We start from the raw sequence: 16570 nt of genomic DNA, 5'->3' as shown, positions 1-16570 counted from the left end.
ACTGGCTGATCAGCTCGAGTCTGCGCCGGCGGGTTCGTCGCTCGTTGTGCTGAGCGTTTTGTTCAGTTGTACGAGCGGCCGCCTGGTGACTCTGAGGAGCTGAGCTGGCACAACGGCTGGCCTTGGCTGTTCCACGTGTTCGGGCAGGCAGGGCTCGGCGATCTGCGGCTGCCACTGGAGTACGAGTTGCCCGGTAGCGGGCAGCGGGTCGATGCGCTGCTGCTGGGCGGTCGCCCTGGTGGCGGGGTCACTGCGGTGGTCGTGGAGCTCAAACAGTGGACCGAGGTGGTTTCCACGACCTCGTTGTTCACCTGGACTCGCGGGGTGAAGTACACCCATCCGTGCCGCCAGGCGGCCACCTATTGCCACTACCTGACAAACTGGGTGGACGACCCCGAACTAAAGCTCGAGGTGCGCGCTGCTGCCTACCTGCATGACGCCGACAGCAACGTGGTCGCCGTCTTACGTGTTGCGGTCGCAAGTAGTTCGGTCAGCCACGACGTCTGCGTGCTCGGGCAGGTCGAGGTCGAGATCGCCTCGAGCCCCGAGGCGCTGGCCGTGATGCTCGGCGCGGAGGGCCTTGAGCCGCTGCCGATGCGCAGGTGCGGCGATTCCTGGAGGCACGTCATCGCCAATCGGGGCGGGTTGCTTTGTCGCGGAACTTGGCGAGTTCCTCCGCTGCAAGGGTGAGCTTCCCGTCTGAGGGCAAATGGACTTGCCCCCACTTGAAGGCCTTGTCTAGTTCGATGTTGAGGTACCTGAACGGCACCGGTGCATCGGCAAGGAGATCGCAGGCGCGTTCCTTCCGGCCGGCGGGTTCGAGGCCCTTATCACGCCGGAAGTCTTCATTGGCGACCCAAAGACTGATGATCGTGTCATCCATCCATCCGTCCACACGGAACAGAGCGTCGGCCAGTGGGTGCACGCGCACGTCAAACCCTCGCGAGCGCAGCGTCACAACCGTGAACACTTCACGCAGGAAGCTGTAGTAAGCGTTGCCGAATCGCCACTGCAGCGCGCGGTCGGCAAGTTGTTCGGTAGCGCCGTCCTGCACGATCCGGGCAACGAGTTCACGGGTTTCGCGGCCGATCAGGTCCACTCCCTCGTCAGAACGGAAGAAGAATCTGCTGATCTTCTGCCAGGTCGGCAGCTCTTTCTGCTGTTCGAGGTAGTGGTGCATGAGGTGGGTGAAGGCGAAGCGGGGATACCAGTCGCGGGCTTTCGGGACGCGTTCGGCATCCTCCCGGGACGCGTCGGCGAGAGCGTGGGAGGTGCTCCCGCATATTCGGCGGACGTCGTCGAGGGTCAGTCGGTACAACTCGACAGTCGTGTGGTTGCTGACCAGCTCCACGACCTGCGCGCGCGACTTGTCGGCACGCCAGCTGTCGTATTTGCTTCTTGTGGCCGACGTGACCTGGAAGGTCGCCGCCACCTCCTCCGCCGTGGTGACCGTCGGCCAGTTCGACCGCTCGTCTGTCCAGGTCTGCGGTTCGTGACTCATGCCGGGACGGTATCGAGGACCCCCGACACTTTCTCACACTTGTGGGTGACACACGCATGTCGGCCGACGCGGCCAGCTGCGGATGTGGTCTTGCCGTGACGCGAATACAGAGGATTTCGCAGAAGGGAGTCGAATGTCCGCGGTTTCCGTTGCTCAGAAAGTTCGCTCGTAGCGGATTCGGGGTGTCGGATACGTAGGTTCATCCGCTTTCGCGAGGGCGTACGTCCCTCGGGGACGCTGCAGGTGCAATAACTGCAGGGGCGGCGACGGCGACCGGCTCGATTTGAATACCGGCCGGCAGTCTCGCGGCATCCGTTCCGTGCCCGGATCGTCACGCACCGACCTGTTCGGGGATGCGATCACAAGGCGTTGTCGGCGTCGCCCGAGGGGAGCGAGCGGGAATCGGTCGTCGAGGACTGCCTGCAGAAGGTCGGCCGGCTGCGCGGGCAAGAGCTTGTCTGTGCACCTCGAGAGCGCGGCGGTTGACCACCAGCGGGCTCGATGAGACCGGCCCGCTCGTTGGCTGTGTGCTGGAGCGCGACTTGTGGCGTCGTGCGGGCGAGGTAGACGTGGTCGAGGCGGCGGCGTTGTCGGTCGCGGTAGTGAAGCGGCTCACAACGCCAAACGGGCACCAGGCGAACGCGGAAACTCCCTGCTCAAAACCACCTTCAAAGCACTCCGCAACATCAGCCTCTGCCCCAAGAAAATCGGCACCATCGTCACGGCCGCTCTCGTCATCCTCCACAACCGAACAACATGACCACGCACAGTCACCCAGCTCTTACCCGGAAAGGGCTCAGTGTCTGAAGTCTTCTGGGCTGAGGCCTAGCCCCGCGAGTTTTTCCCGTGGTACTGCGACCCAGGCTTCGTTCTTGATGTCGTAGCCGAGCTTCGCTGCGGCGTCGAGGTCTGACTGCCAGGTCCCGACCAGCACGACCAGGTCATGGTCTTTGAGGACGTCTGGCTTGGCTTCGCGTGCCCGCTTGAGTGGATCGCCTAGGCCTGCGCCCACGGTGGTGATCGTCGTCCGGGGGATAACCTCTTCGCGCAGGTAGCCGAACAATGCGATCAGGCGTTTGCGCATACCGTCCCGGCCGAAGACGACTCGCAGCTGATCGGGTGTCAGCTTGCGCAGCGGCTCGGGCGGGAGGTCGGTCCAGGGTGCGATTTCGAGCGCGTATTGACTGACTGCGTCGGCACGTGGCGAACGTTTCAGGTCCCGGTTTCCCTGCTTCCCGGTGAGCCATGCCCGGTGGGTGCGCATGAGAAGCGCGCGGAAGCGGTGCTGGCGGGCGTCGATCTGGATCATCAGCGTGATCTCGCACTGTCCTTCGCGCGGGATCATCCAGGTTTGCCGGACCGTACCCTTGATCTCGACCGGGATGTCCATGATGGTCGTGTCGAGCGGGGGCTCCTTCCTCAGGCCCAGAGACTCGATCACATGGTACTGCAGCTTGGTGCCCACCGATGAGCGTTCGTCGGAGTCGACTTCGTCGCTCATGAGGTCGAACCGCCAGGTCCGAGCGCCATCCAAAACGTAACGGACGGCGTTGTCGACCGCGCCGCGCAGGAGGTGGGTGATCGGCCGGAACTTCAGCCACCCGTAGACCTGTTGCAGCTCCGCGTCGTCCGTGGGAGCAACGACGGGGTGCGCTGGCCGTAGCCCGGCCTTGCGGGGATCTGGCTGGCACAGGTCGCCGGGGCCGGGTAGCGGGGTCTTGGTCACGGTTCCTTTTTTAGCCGGCTTGGCCCTGTCGGATGATCTGATTACCGTCATAAGCCCGCGACCTCTTCCGATGGGTCTCGCAAGCCAGCGCCCAGAGTCGGCCCAACCGCGTAGCGGCCGTTCTTTTGATACTGGCGGACCTAACCTTCGGGCGAGACGGGCGCGCCCCGATCGCGCTCAGTATCGCCGGCGCCACGAGGTGGAGGGCGACTGAGGACGAGGGTCTAACCAGCCAGGGAAGGTCGAGGAGCACGCCTTGTCCGCTGGTCTGCCTGCCCGACGCCAAATCGATATCAAGGAGTCTGTAACTCGCGGGTGGTTGTGATCGACTAGCCGCTGAAGGCTCAACGTGGAGCAACTCGTCAGACAGGAGAACGAGCCGTGCGCACCTGCTGGCCTCAGACAGCGACTGCACTACGTCGACTAGGTAGGCGACTGGCAGGCCGTGGCAGTAGAGCGGCGACTAGCCCTCTAGAGTCGTCCCGGCTGTCCCTGGTGTGACTGACGTGAGTTTGCAGCCGTTTCTGCTGGAGGCCTACTCTCGGTGGCAGACGCGGCTGGCGCAGTTGTTTTTCGCAGGCCGGGGGCACGAACCGGTAGTTCTTTTCGTCGATCGTGACGAGTTGCAGCAGCTGGCCGCGCCAGGCGAGGACAGTGCACGGTCCCTGGCCGCGGCGGTTCGGGGTCTTGTGGATGTCGAGCGTGGCTCGGGCATGTTCGCTCGTGCTCAGCAGCTTGAAGAGGTGTGGCGCAGCGGGCCGCGCGACCAGCCACCCCCTACGCTGCCGATTCTCGCCCTGAGCGTACTGGCCGCATCTGAGATGCGAACGGACGCGAGCGCTCGACGCAATGCTTACTACAAGCGGCTCGCCGACACTCTGCTGCCGGATTCGAGTAGTAAGGCCGCCGTGAGTCGCATCTTGACAGCGCTCCGCAACGGTGGCGCGTTTCTCCATGTGGCCAAGATGTGGGAAGAGCTTGATAGCTGGCTGGATGAACAGCAGGGAGCATTCGGCACGTCAACCATTCGGCCTGGTGTCGCCAACGAGTCGCGCATCGGCTATCCGCTGTCGCAGACGCTAGTTCGTCAAAGTGACCGGGCGGCGCTGACCCGCTTCTTCTCAGCGGCGCGTCTGAAGTCCGCGGGCGTACCAAGCACCGAATCACTGCTGAGGATGCTGCGTCGCTGGGTCACCCGCCGCGGCCACGGCTTAACTCACCGGTTTGTCAGCTCGCTGCGCGACGAAGAGGTCCTGCCGATCCTCGGCCCGCTCATCACAGATCTGGCAATCTCCTGGGACGGCCGAATCGTGACGAGGGAGGGACTCCGTCACCTCAACCTGCGGCTGGCTATCGATCTGGACGAGGTGCGCACGTGGTGGGTCATTCCCGCTGTCCGGGACATTACAGGCGATGTGCTCACAGGGACCCGTGACGGGCAGCCATTCGAGGCACTAATAACCAACGATCCTCACAGCACGATGTACCGCGTGGAAGGCATGCCGTCGGTTCAAAGCTCAGATCTGGCGTCCGGCGTCTTCGTTCGCGGGCAACGATGCGTTGCCGAATTCGAGCCGGCCAAGGTGCTTGTCCTGATCGGTAATGCCGACGCTGGTGGCTGGATGTCGGTCGACTCGGTCCAGCCCTTTGAAGAGCACGTTTTGGTCGCGACTGCCGACGTGGCGCCCACGGTGAGCCAGGTGCTTCGCGCTGCCGCAGATGCCGGGTGGTACCAGCTAGATCCGGCGTTTACTGCGAAGCTGCTCGGCGGCGGATTCCGCATATATACCCGCGTAGTCTTCTCCGATCATGAGCGCCTTGACACCGCGCTCGCGACGATGCCCAGTGCGGTTACGGCAGGGCTCCACCGCGGGACTGCCGTGCGGCCCCGCCTCATCAACGGACTGCCTATCGACCGGAGGGTCGCTTCCAATATCTACCTGGCCGGGGGTGAGCCTGACCTCCTACTGCCGGTGAGCGACAAGACACGCACTGTCGACGTCAGCTTGGACGGGATATCCAGCCGCCTCCGCGCATCGCTGTTCCCAATCCCATTGTCCGGGTTTCGTGGCGGCATGGAATCCGGCGAGCACACCGTCGAAACCGACGAAGAGACCTTGACCTTCGTCGTCGAACGCGAATCGATGGATGATCGCGAGGTGCCAGACGTCGGAAGCATTGGATGGGTTGACGGCGTTCTGTGCGGCAGAGTGGCAAACACGGCGGAGATGTGTGGCGCACAGGTTCGAGACATGGAAGCCGATCGCCCGGTGCTGGCACGGCGTGGCTCAGTGATGACTGTCCTCATTGGTGCCGACGGCAGGATGAACAAGATCAGTGATCCGCCGCCGCCCAACTTGCCGGGACTGGTCTTCTCTTACTTCGAGGTACCGCTAAACCCGGCCGTGTGGCTGGCGCAGAAGCGCACCACGGGCTGGTCGGTCATCAAGCTTAGGGGTGCAGAGCCAGCTTTCCGCAGCTTGACGGATAGCGATCGTACGCTATGGGCGGAGCTATGCGTCAGTGCCCGCTCGCCGAGCCCGCTGTGGCACTTCTACGTCCGAGCGTGGGAGCGATGCCGTGCTCGCTGACACGATGCTGGCATGGATGAGTGAGATCGGTTCGGGCGATATCCGGGACCTGCGGCAACGCATAACCTGGCTGGCACGGACTGCCAACTTCAATCCGGGCAAAGCGGCATCAGGCCGTTGGCTGCGTGACGTATCCGCGCTCGGTCACGCCGAGGTGGACTGGGAGGGCGGCCGCTGGGCGATCGCACCTGCCGTAGCGACGCTCATTCCAGCCGGTGACGGCACCGCTGTGCTGGCCGGACGGCGCCCGCTCGACTTGGTCGACCAGCTCGAGACTGAGTTCGCGGTCTCAGTTGTCGAGCCTGCGACAAAGGATCCAGTCTGGCTTCCAGCCCCCTCGACGGTCTACATCCAGGCCGAATCGCTGGCCGAACTAAGCGCATCGCTGAATGCCGTCGGTGTAAGCTACGTCGGCTGTGCAGCACGGGGGATTGCCGAACGCTTGCTACAGGTGCAACTAGGCGAACCGGCCGGGCCACCTGCCTGGGATACACCGGTTGAGCACCTTGCCGCTGGGAGTGTCGGCGGCGTCGACTTCGTCCGGGGTGCGCCCGATCGTGACGGACTCTGCCGCTTCCTCGTGAATGGACGACAACAATACCGCTACCAGATCGGTAGTCAATGGCTGCGCACCGACTACGCACCGGGCATCTGGTGGGCACTAGCCGAACGGCACGAACAGGTCATCCGCTGGCGACGTGAGCGCCGATCGAACAGCGCCGACATCGGCACCATGTTCATCGACCAAGGCGCGCCGTTGCCACCCTTGCAAGCCAGGGCGCTGGTGCTGTGCAGTGGACTGCCGACGCAGTTTGGCGATACCGCCCGGACAGCGATCTACACGAACGTTCCCTTGCCGGTGGCGGATCTGGTGGCGAGATCAGTCCGCCAGCTCGTCTCGGTCATCGATTGACTGCATGCTTGGAGGGCAGATGTCAACACCCGCACCCCGCGGTTTGGACGTCACTGGCACGTTCGAGCGGCTACGTGAGGCCTACTTCCGTTATTACGACACCCCGTTCGGGCTACGTGACGAACGCCTTCAGGCGGAACGGCGCCAACTGTTCGATCGCGACAACGGGGTGTACCGCCACCCGCTCATCGAGCTTAGGCCCGAATACGTAACCGCCCCTCGAACGCTCGCCGAGTCCGTCGCGGCCTGCAACGGCGCCGACGAACTCGGCGCGTTCGCCGGCGCCGGACTGATCCCGCTCGGACGTCCGCTCTACAGGCACCAGGAGGAAGCGCTCAAAGCTGGACTCATACCTGGCCGCAACATGGTGATTACCGCCGGCACCGGCTCAGGTAAGACGGAGTCCTTTTTGCTCCCCATCCTCGCGTCGCTGCTTGAGGAATCACGCAATTGGACGGGTGGCCAGGCGGAGCTCATCCCGTGGTGGCGCGCCACCGGTACCGGTTTCCGGTCGCAGCGTGAAGGAGAAACAGGACGCCCCGCCGCGGTTCGAGCGCTCATCCTCTACCCGATGAATGCCCTGGTCGATGACCAGCTCATGCGCATGAGGCGAGCGCTCGACAGCGACGCCGTCCGTACCTGGCTCGACCTCAATCGTCGCGGCCATCGCTTCTTCTTTGGCCGTTATACCGGCGCGACACCTGTCACCGGTTCTCGAACTAGCGACCTTACGGTCAAGCGGCTACAACAAGTCCTGAATAACACTGAGCAGCGGGCCGCCCGAGCAGCCGCCATCGCGGAGTCGACCCGAAAAGACGACGTCCGCTACTTCGTACCGCGGCTCGACGGTGCCGAGATGCGTTCACGCTGGGACATGGCGGATGCGCCGCCGGATGTCCTCGTCACCAACTACTCGATGCTCAACGTGATGTTGCTCCGCGAGCGGGATGAGCACTTCTTCGACTCGACCCGGACCTGGCTCGAGGCCGACCCCTCGCACCGGTTCACGTTGGTGATTGACGAGCTGCACATGTACCGCGGCACCGCTGGCACCGAGGTCGCCTACCTGCTGCGCAACCTGAAGAAGCGGCTCGGCCTAACAGACCGCCCGGAGAAGCTGCGCATCCTGGCGGCGTCAGCGTCGATCGACGCGAAACGTGACCAGTCATACCTCGAAGAATTCTTCGGCGTCGATGCAGCATCGTTCGAATTCGTCCGCGGCAGCCTCGCCATGCCATCCACCGCTCCGGCCGGTACCACCGCCGATGCCACTGCTATCCGTGCCGCCGAACCCGTAGATGGAGCTACCTATGCTCGGGAACGCGGCTTGATGGACTCGGTGCGCCGCGCGTTCGTCGACACCGGGAATAACGGCGAAGACTTTCCATTGGCGAAGACGCTGCCGGCGCTGGCGGCACGCATCTTCCCGGACACCTCCCAAGTCGAACGAGACGAAGCACTGACGAAGCTGCTGCGCGGCATGGCGGAGCTACCTGCCGAAGCGGACCCCAAGGTCCGGGCGCACTACTTCTTCCGCAACGTTCCTGGTGTCTGGGCGTGCACGGACCCCAAGTGCCCGGATGCACCTGACCGGGCCGAGCCACGCGCGGTCGGCCAACTGTTCAGCGAACCGGTTACACGGTGCAGCTGCGGCGCGCGCGCCCTTGAACTCCTCTACTGCCAGAACTGCGGTGACGTCCTGCTCGGGGGCTTCACGCCGGAAGGCGCCACCCAGCGTCCGAGCGTGCGAACCCTGCTGCTCGGTGATGTTCCCGAGCTGGCCAAGCTGCCCGATCAGGTACGTCTGGAACGGACGGCCGCAAACTACCTCGTATACTGGCCAAACGCCGCTGACGGCCTCGACGGTCCCGAAGCGACGCGCTGGACCCGCGACAGCGGCAACGTCACCTACAGCTTCCGCCGCAGCGCGCTGAACCCGGCCAGTGGCGAGGTACGCAACGTCGGCACCACAGGTGGTCATACAGGTTGGACGTTCCACGCGGTGGTCCGGCCGAAGCGCGATACCGCATCGGTGAGCCCGTTCCCGACGTGCTGCCCCAACTGTGGGGACGACTGGGCAATCGAATACGGCAGGAATGGCCGCCGCCTCTCACACACCGACCCGGCGACGCAGCGGTCGCCGATCCGCGGCATGCGTAGCGGTTTCGAGAAGATCAATCAAGTACTGACGACAGAACTGGCAGCCGACCTAGCGGTGCAAGACCGGAAGGTCATCCTGTTCACCGATAGTCGGCAGGACGCGGCGAAGTTGTCATCTGGCCTCGGGCTTCGTCACTACCAGGACCTGCTGCGATTACTGCTGGTCGAGTACCTGGCAGCCACCAGCGACCCGTCGGCGGATCTGGCCCTCGCACGCGCGCACGTCGCCGACAGCACCAAGACGGCCGAATCGTGGGGGGCAATCGACCGTCTGGAAGCTCGTGACGCCAACGTTTTCGGTCAGCTCCGCAATATCTGGGAAGGCCGACCGGGAACAAACCCCACCGACGAGCCGACTCTGATCGGCCGCCTGTCAGCCGGATCGACGCTCGAGGCGACCGCCGGGGCCATCGCCCAAGTCCTGCTCAGTCTCGGACTGCATCCGGGTGGGCCGCACGCCAGCCTCCAGGAGACAGCCCGTGAACCAAAGCGGCGCTGGACGACGCTATATGACTGGGATGCTACCCCCGTCACGCCACGTGCGGGCATCTCGCCGGAGCAGAGTGAATTACGGGCCGAGATCAACCGGTCGCTCATGCTCGAGATTCTGAGCGGCCTCTTCTCGGGAGCAGGCCGCGACTTCGAGTCGCTTGGCCTGGGCTGGCTGGCGCTCGAAACGGATACGCGGCCGATTGACCAGCCAGTGAGCACCGACCTCGCGTATGCGCGGGCAAGCCTCCGCGTGCTGGCGGATACGCGGCGCTTTGACGGCATGCGCGATCCGCGACCCAGCAGCCCGCCCCGTCAGCTGAACCGCTTCTGGCGCAAGATCGAGCAGGCCGGCGGCCCGACCGTCGCCGACCTGACGCGGATCTTCGCCGAGCAGTGCGGCGCCGCGGTACGCGACTACCTGATCGATCCGGCACGCGTCGTACTGCGTCGTGGTGGTGAGTGTGCTTGGAAGTGCTCGAACTGCCACCGGCGCCACCTCACGCGTGGCTGCGCGCATTGCACCTACTGTGGCATGAGGTTGCCTGACAACCCGTCGACGTACGTGGTCGATGAGGACTACTACGGCTGGCGCGCCACTACCGGCTCAGGCCGCTTCCGCCTCAATAGCGAAGAACTGACTGGTCAGACGGACCGGAGCGACGCGCAACAGCGCCAGTCCCGGTTTCAAGAGGTGTTCCTGGAATCCGGGGCGAACCCAGAAGTGCCGATCGCAGACGGCATCGACATACTGAGCGTCACGACCACCATGGAGGCGGGCGTAGACATCGGCGCGTTGTCCGCCGTGGTGCTTGGCAACATGCCGCCGACCCGTTTCAACTACCAGCAGCGGGTCGGTCGGGCCGGTCGGCGCGGGACGCCGGTCGCGGTGGCCCTGACAGTCTGCCGCGGACGCAGCCACGACGAGTACTACTTTGACGCGCCCGAACGCATCACCAACGACCCGACGCCTGAGCCGTACCTCGCGATGAGCCGTCCCGAGATCCTCTTGCGTTCACTGCATAGCGAGACCCTTCGGCTGGCGATGCCGGAAGTCGCCGACGCGATCGACGCGACCGGCGTGCCGTTCGGCCGGACCACTAACGCACATGGCGCATTCGGCTTCGTCGCGGATTGGCCGACCGTCCGCCCGCTCCTTATCGACTGGCTCGCCCGTAACCGCACGGCGGTCGAGCGGGCAGCCGGCGCGATCGCCGACCGGACAACGCTGGCAGCGTCCACTCTCGAGCTGACCGATCGGTGCATCGCGAAGCTCCCTGGGTTGATCGACGACGCAGTGGCGACGGTGGGTGATGATGAGCTGAGCCAGCGGCTGGCTGAACGCGGTGTACTGCCGATGTTCGGCTTCCCGACGAGTGTGCGGTACCTGTACCTCCGCCGGCCAAGCTCGTCGTACCCGTGGCCACCCCCCATGACCATTGACCGCGATCTCGCGATGGCCGTTAGCCAGTTCGCGCCGATGAGTGAGGTTGTCCGGGACGGGCGTGTCTATACCTCCGTTGGTGTCGCTGCCTTCGAAGGAGTCGGACGTCCGCCACGACTGTCGGCTGACGACCCGCTCGGCGTTAGCCGTGACATCTCCCTCTGCCGGGCGTGCTCATTCTTGTCTTCGGACAACCTCGGTGACATCACGATCTGTCCGCAGTGCGGCTCGCCTGACACATTCGCAAGATTTACGTTGCGCGAACCGCTAGGCTTCCGCGCCGGGGGACGACCGCGAGATTTCGATGGAAACTTCAGCTGGTCGCCACGGGCGATGGCAGCACGGGCGCGGGCCGACCTGTCCGCATTGCGTCATGAATCGCATGGCGCAGCCATGGCCTACTCTGGACCGGGTCAACGCTATGTAATTAATGACAACGGTGGTCGGCTCTTCCGCTTCCGAGCCGCTGCGCAGTCCTCAGCTACAGGGGCCGCCTGGAGCGGGTATGTCTCGGTTGAAGCAGTCGAGAAGGAACTGGTCCGACAAAACGACGTGACCGGCGACCCGTTCGACGTCGCGCTAGGCGCGGTGCAGCCGACCGACTTCCTCTTCTTCGGCCCCGAACACGGCACTTTGCGGGCTGAGGGCCTGCGCCTAAATTTTTCGTCGGCGCACCAACCGAGCTGTGCCGCCGACCCATCCGACGGAAGGCGTGCAGCCTGGTATTCATTGGCATTCTTGCTGCGTAAGGTGGCAGCTGCGAAGCTGGACATCGAACCTCTTGAACTCGTGGCGGGCATCTTCGCGGGCATGGCGAACGGCGAGCCTGCGCCTTTCGCGTTCATCGCCGACACGCTTGAGAACGGTGCAGGCTTCAGTACCCACCTTGGCGATCCGGCCGTATTGCCTTCCCTGCTTGATGATGTCGACGCCTACCTAGTGCACCTGGCAGAACCAGCGCATGCGAACCTTTGCACCGCGTCGTGTTACCGATGCCTGCGTGATTATGGCAACATGTCGTACCACGCGCTGCTTGACTGGCGTCTCGCTCGCGACCTGCTCGGGGTGTTGCGAACTGGTCATCTTGAGCTCGATCTCACCGCCCAGGAGCGAGCGCTGAATAACTGGTCGAACGGCTACGATGCGGCACTGATTCCCGCCGTTCCCGGCACAGTCCGGTTCACGCACCCGCAGCTCGGCGACTACATCCTGGTCGTCCGGCATCCACTCGAGGCATCGGAGAGCACCTTCCTGAACGTAAGGCTAGCTGAAGCAGCCGCCTTCGCGGAGGCCGAGGTCGGCAGCGCCAAACAGACATTCTTCCTCGACGCGTTCACACTCGATCGCGACCCAGGCCGGATATTCCGACTCTGTGACGATGTCGCAGGTCAGCTGTGACGCGCCCGCTGCGGATGACACCAACTGGCTGTCGCCAACTCGTGCGTGGCGGTTGGCGCATTCTCCTGCCTCCGCCCGGTCCGGAGTGCTCGTTGTCATACAGGCCGCCGCACCACAGCAGGACACGGGATCCCTGGCCCGCCGTGCGATCGCTCTCTGGGTTCAGGCACATGGCTAGAGAGTGACGGATGTGCGCGCGCAGCGATGAAGGTCGCGATCGAGCAGGCGGTGACCGAAGTCAGTTCCGACGTGGCCCCAGACTGGACGCTCACAGGTGAGCGTCTCATTGCACGTGTGCCAATACTGATTCGTAGGAGAAGCCCGATTGCCTCGCCGGACGCGTCAGTCGAAGTGAGCGATCGACGAACGGCTTGACCCGGCTGTGGCTGGAAACCGCCGCTGGTCCGGTGTTGCTCAGCGGGGTACCCGCGACACTCGTACCATAGGTCGTCGACGAGACGACACGTGCGGTACGGGTCAGTGCCTCGCCGCGTGCTGTGGGCGGACGGCCGAGCTGGCGATGGGGAAGACGGAGCGCGCTTGCGGTGATGGTATAGCTCGAAGCGGGATAATCGGACGTCAGGTCTAGCGTGCAAAACGCCCACGATCTGTCCTGCGCGCTAGCGGCAGGACACCCGGAGATCTGAGTCGCTTAGGTGCTCGACCTCTTAGAGAATGAGTGTTGTGGTTAGCGAGCAAGATCGTCCGGGGAGGCCACCTCCCACGACGTCATGGGCGCAACGGTTGCATAGGAGACCGCCGACCGATCATCGACGATGGCCTTACGTAGGCATGTCTTGCAAGTCGACAAGCTCTAGTCGATCGCGATGCCTCTGGCGCCACACGAGTGGCACGGGCGGACGTTAGGGTCCTACAGGTGGGCGCTACGCGCAGGTCGACTTTGGCCATCTCAACCCGGCCGTATCCACCATCGACCACCCAGAGAATCCGAAGTAGTAACTGCCTCAAGGAGGATTAGCAACCCGGTGATCCTCCCGCGAACGTCGTGTCACGCCCACGCCGCGACAAGCAGGGGAAACGCAAGCGCCGCCCCCTTTGACGGCGGTGGCGATGTCGACGACCTGCCTGGCCGAGGCTCGATGGCTACCATTGGCTGATGCAGGTTTCGGGTCGGATTCCGTTTGGCGTTTGTGATACGCAGTATCGCCGGTGTGGTCGCCGGCATTGGGTGAACGCGGCCCGGAAGTCGCGGCGGCTGCGCTATGTCACCGACGGCAAACAGCGAAACCGGGCGCAGCAGGGTGTCAGACCAGCCGCGAAAGCGACCGCAGCGCCACGGGTCGCCTGCCGCTTTCGAAGGTCGCAACTGCGACGTGGTGGCGCGTCGCAGCTCAAGCCAAGTCCGTGGATACACGACCACCGAATACGCTGTCCTGAAGCACACCTCAGCCGAATTTCCAGTTGACCGGCTTTGACTAAGCAGCACGAAGATTTCTTTTCGGAATCCGGAGGTCGTCAGTGAAATACCCGCAACTCGAACCGATCGGCACCGGATCGTCCCATCCGGCCTGGCGGTCAGCAGGCACGGACCTCGCGAGCGCCGAGCGCTTGTCCCGCGGGCCGGATGACGTCGTGTCGGTGATCCGGTACGTCGAGATCCTGCGGAGGATCGGTGAGAGCACGCGGGCACGCGAGGTGCTGCATTCGCTGCTCCCCGAGGGCCGGGACGAGCCTCTGGCCGCGCTGGCCGCTGGCAATACGTACTGGACGCAGGGCTACACCTCCGAAGCGGATGACCACTACAAGAATGCCGAACGCGGCTACGCCGCCGCGGGCGACCGCGACGGTGTCTTCGCCGCGCGGATCGGCCTGGCGCGCTCAGCCCGGATCGCCTACACCGCCGACAAACAGGTTGTGCTCGAGGCGGCGATCGCCGCCGGGGCGGACAGCGCGGACAGCCACCTGCACGCCGATCTGAACCGCGAACGCTCGGGGTGGTGCCTGCTCGTCGGCGACCACGAGACGGCGGCGGCGCTGGCCGGCCGGGCCGCGGACGTGCACCGCGACGCCGGGGATCGGTATCTGCTCAGCCTGGCCGACGTGCTCAGGGCGCGGGCGTTCAACGCTGCCGGAGACCGGACGGCGGCCGTCGACCTCGTCCAAGCCCAGGTCGCCGTCGCCACTGAGATCGGCTCGAACGAGCTCAAGATGGTCGCCGTCGTCTTCCTGGCCCAGTTCCTGCAGCGCGGAGTGGCCGTCGGCGGGCCCGAATGGGAGGCCGCCAAGGGCACCATCACCGACGCCCTCGACGTGGCGGATGATCCGTTCACGGTGGCTGAGCTCAGCTTGCCGCTGGCTCACCTGCACACCGCCGCCGGCGAATTCGCCGAAGCTGAACGCTATCTGGAGTCTTACAGCCGGTATTACGAGTCGGTGGGCGGCAACGCCGTCGGCGAGGCGAACCTGCTCAAGGCCAGGGCCAGAGTGGAACTGGCCCGCAACGGCGGCCGGTCCGTCCGAGGGTTTCTCCGCCTGCCTCGCTCGGCTTCCGCGCTGTGGCGGGCTCGCAAGGCGTTTCTCGACTCGGCTCGGATCTACGAGGAAGCGGGCCTGACGGCGGGTGCCGAAGGCATCCACCGTCACCTCGAACTGGTCGACATCCTCGGCTCCGGGCACTCCCGAGGTGCCCGGAAGCTGCCGGGCACCGCCCGCAACGCCCTCGATCGCGCCCGTGAGCACTTGTTCTTTGCGGAGCAGCAGAACATCGTCGGTGACTCCGCCTCGGCTCGGGAATCCTATGGCCTAGCCGAAACCGAGGCCGTCGAGTCGGGCGCAACCATGTTCGCAGTCGCCGCCGCCACCGGGAGCGCGATGATGGCGTACACGCTCGGCGACCGGCCCGGAACGGCGATGCACATCCGGTCTGCGATCCGCTATTCCGAGACGATCCGCGGCGCCGTGGCATCCGGCCGCGCGCGGCGGTACATCGCCGACACCGTCCGCGCGCAGTACGAGCACGCGATGTTGCTGGCCGTCGAAATCGGCGACGGCCCCCTGGCCATGGAGCTCGCCGAGCGCCTGCGCACCGACCGGCTGGCCGGCCTGCTGCGCCGCAGCGCGGCCGATCTGCCTGTCCAGGTGGCCGGGTTGCTGGCCGAAATCGCCCGGGTTGGTGCGGCCGTGGCCGAGCGCGACCCCAGCCGCCGGGGCGTCCACGCCGCCGCGGCCATCGACGGCCTCGGTGACCTCGACGACTTCGACGACCAGAGCCCGGCCGAGCTGCAACGGCGGCTGGACGGGCTCTACACCCGGCTCAGCAAGCAGACCAGTGACCTGTTCGCCGACGTCTACGGCGCCGAGCCGCTCCGGATGGACCGGCTGGCCGACGTACGGGTCGACGTCCTCATCGCAGTACCCGTGCAGTCGGTCGAGGGGGACCAGCACATCGTCTCGGTGTGGCGCTCGCCCGACGGCACCTGCGTGGCCAAGGACGTTCCCGTGACTGGCGAAATGAGTCAGCTCAGGGAAGCCCTGACGGGTGACCTCCACGAAGAACGGATAAAGCTGCGGACCGGCGACCTGACCGCGTTGAGCGCGATCCTGCCGGGTCCCTTCGAACGGCGGCTGCGCACCGCGGCCGGTCCCGTGCCCGTGGTGGTCATCCCGACCGGGTGGTTGTGGGCGGTTCCGTTCGCGGCGCTGCCCCTGTCCCTGGCGGACGGCGGTCTGCTCGTGGACTATGCCGACGTGGTCCTGACCCCGTCCCTGCGGTTCCTGACCGCGCTGCAGGACCGGCCCCCCTCCGAAGCGCCACCACCTGCGGCGGCGGTGTCCTGGCACGATCCGCACTCGGGCATCGCGGCGGCCGAACTCGACGGCCTAGCGGCCCATCCGGCCGGGCATGACCGCATCACCGAACCCGCGCACGTGACGCCGGCCTTCGTCCGCGGCGGTGACCGCTGGCGCACTGCCGTGCTCGCCGCGCACGGCAACCGCGAGCCCGGTCTTGCGCACGCCGTTCTCGCGGGACCGGCGGTCGTGCTCTCGGCCGCCGACTTCCTCGACGGGACGACGACCCCGCCGCCCTACCTGTCCTTCGCCTCCTGTCACAGCGGTTTCCCGAGCGGTGACGACCAGTACGAACCTCTCGGCCTTGCGTTGGCGGCGCTGGCCGCGGGTGCCACGCATGTGGTTTCCGCACACTTCGAGATCGGGAGCCAGGATCGCGTCGTGAGTGGCTGCCTGTCTCAGCTTTACCAGGCACTTCACACGACTCGTTCCCCCGCCGCCACGTTGGCCGCCATCCTGCGAGAGCCCTCACTGCGGCGCCTTCCCCTATACCGGTGGGCGGCCGTGACGGTGATCGGGACGCTCTGAGCGCCGGCCA

Annotated in this window: 7 protein-coding genes and 1 pseudogene; 6 read left to right on the top strand and 2 right to left on the bottom strand. The window is 65.2% G+C overall.

All coding sequences use genetic code 11. From position 1 onward, the window contains the following. Nucleotides 1-66 precede the first annotated feature (66 nt). On the top strand, nucleotides 67-690 hold the full coding sequence (locus tag OG439_RS20405) for a hypothetical protein (RefSeq protein ID WP_326950956.1): 624 nt from the start codon (nucleotides 67-69) through the stop codon (nucleotides 688-690). Here the strand turns inward: OG439_RS20405 and OG439_RS20400 are convergent. Then, the gene (locus tag OG439_RS20400) at nucleotides 626-1501 is read right to left on the bottom strand and encodes a hypothetical protein (RefSeq protein ID WP_326950955.1); all 876 of its coding nucleotides are present in this window, start codon (nucleotides 1499-1501) and stop codon (nucleotides 626-628) included. The genes OG439_RS20405 and OG439_RS20400 overlap by 65 nt on opposite strands. A 613-nt stretch (nucleotides 1502-2114) precedes the next feature. Here OG439_RS20400 and OG439_RS20395 point away from each other — a divergent pair. Then, nucleotides 2115-2261: pseudogene (locus tag OG439_RS20395) on the top strand (IS5/IS1182 family transposase); the annotation flags it as partial. 36 nt (nucleotides 2262-2297) lie between these two features. On the opposite strand, the gene OG439_RS20390 reads toward OG439_RS20395, so the two are convergent. After that, on the bottom strand, nucleotides 2298-3227 hold the full coding sequence (locus tag OG439_RS20390) for a NaeI family type II restriction endonuclease (protein WP_326950954.1): 930 nt from the start codon (nucleotides 3225-3227) through the stop codon (nucleotides 2298-2300). Between the two features lie 506 nt (nucleotides 3228-3733). Here OG439_RS20390 and OG439_RS20385 point away from each other — a divergent pair. The 4 genes from OG439_RS20385 to OG439_RS20370 all read left to right on the top strand — a co-directional run bounded on the left by OG439_RS20385 (nucleotide 3734) and on the right by OG439_RS20370 (nucleotide 16560). Then, nucleotides 3734-5818, top strand: a complete 2085-nt coding sequence (locus tag OG439_RS20385; RefSeq protein WP_326950953.1) for a hypothetical protein — start codon at nucleotides 3734-3736, stop codon at nucleotides 5816-5818. Between the two features lie 16 nt (nucleotides 5819-5834). After that, a complete protein-coding gene (locus OG439_RS20380; protein ID WP_326950952.1) occupies nucleotides 5835-6731 on the top strand; it encodes a hypothetical protein in 897 nt (298 codons plus the stop codon). Between the two features lie 19 nt (nucleotides 6732-6750). Further along, nucleotides 6751-12222 (top strand): DEAD/DEAH box helicase, encoded by a 5472-nt coding sequence (locus OG439_RS20375; RefSeq protein ID WP_326950951.1) that lies wholly within the window; start codon nucleotides 6751-6753, stop codon nucleotides 12220-12222. A gap of 1479 nt (nucleotides 12223-13701) precedes the next feature. Further along, entirely contained in the window at nucleotides 13702-16560 is a 2859-nt protein-coding gene (locus OG439_RS20370; RefSeq protein ID WP_326950950.1) for a CHAT domain-containing protein, read from the top strand. Nucleotides 16561-16570: the final 10 nt, after the last annotated feature.

The organism is Amycolatopsis sp. NBC_01307, assembly GCF_035975215.1.
Classification (GTDB): Bacteria; Actinomycetota; Actinomycetes; order Mycobacteriales; family Pseudonocardiaceae; genus Amycolatopsis.
This window is presented reverse-complemented; position numbering and strand designations above follow the sequence as displayed.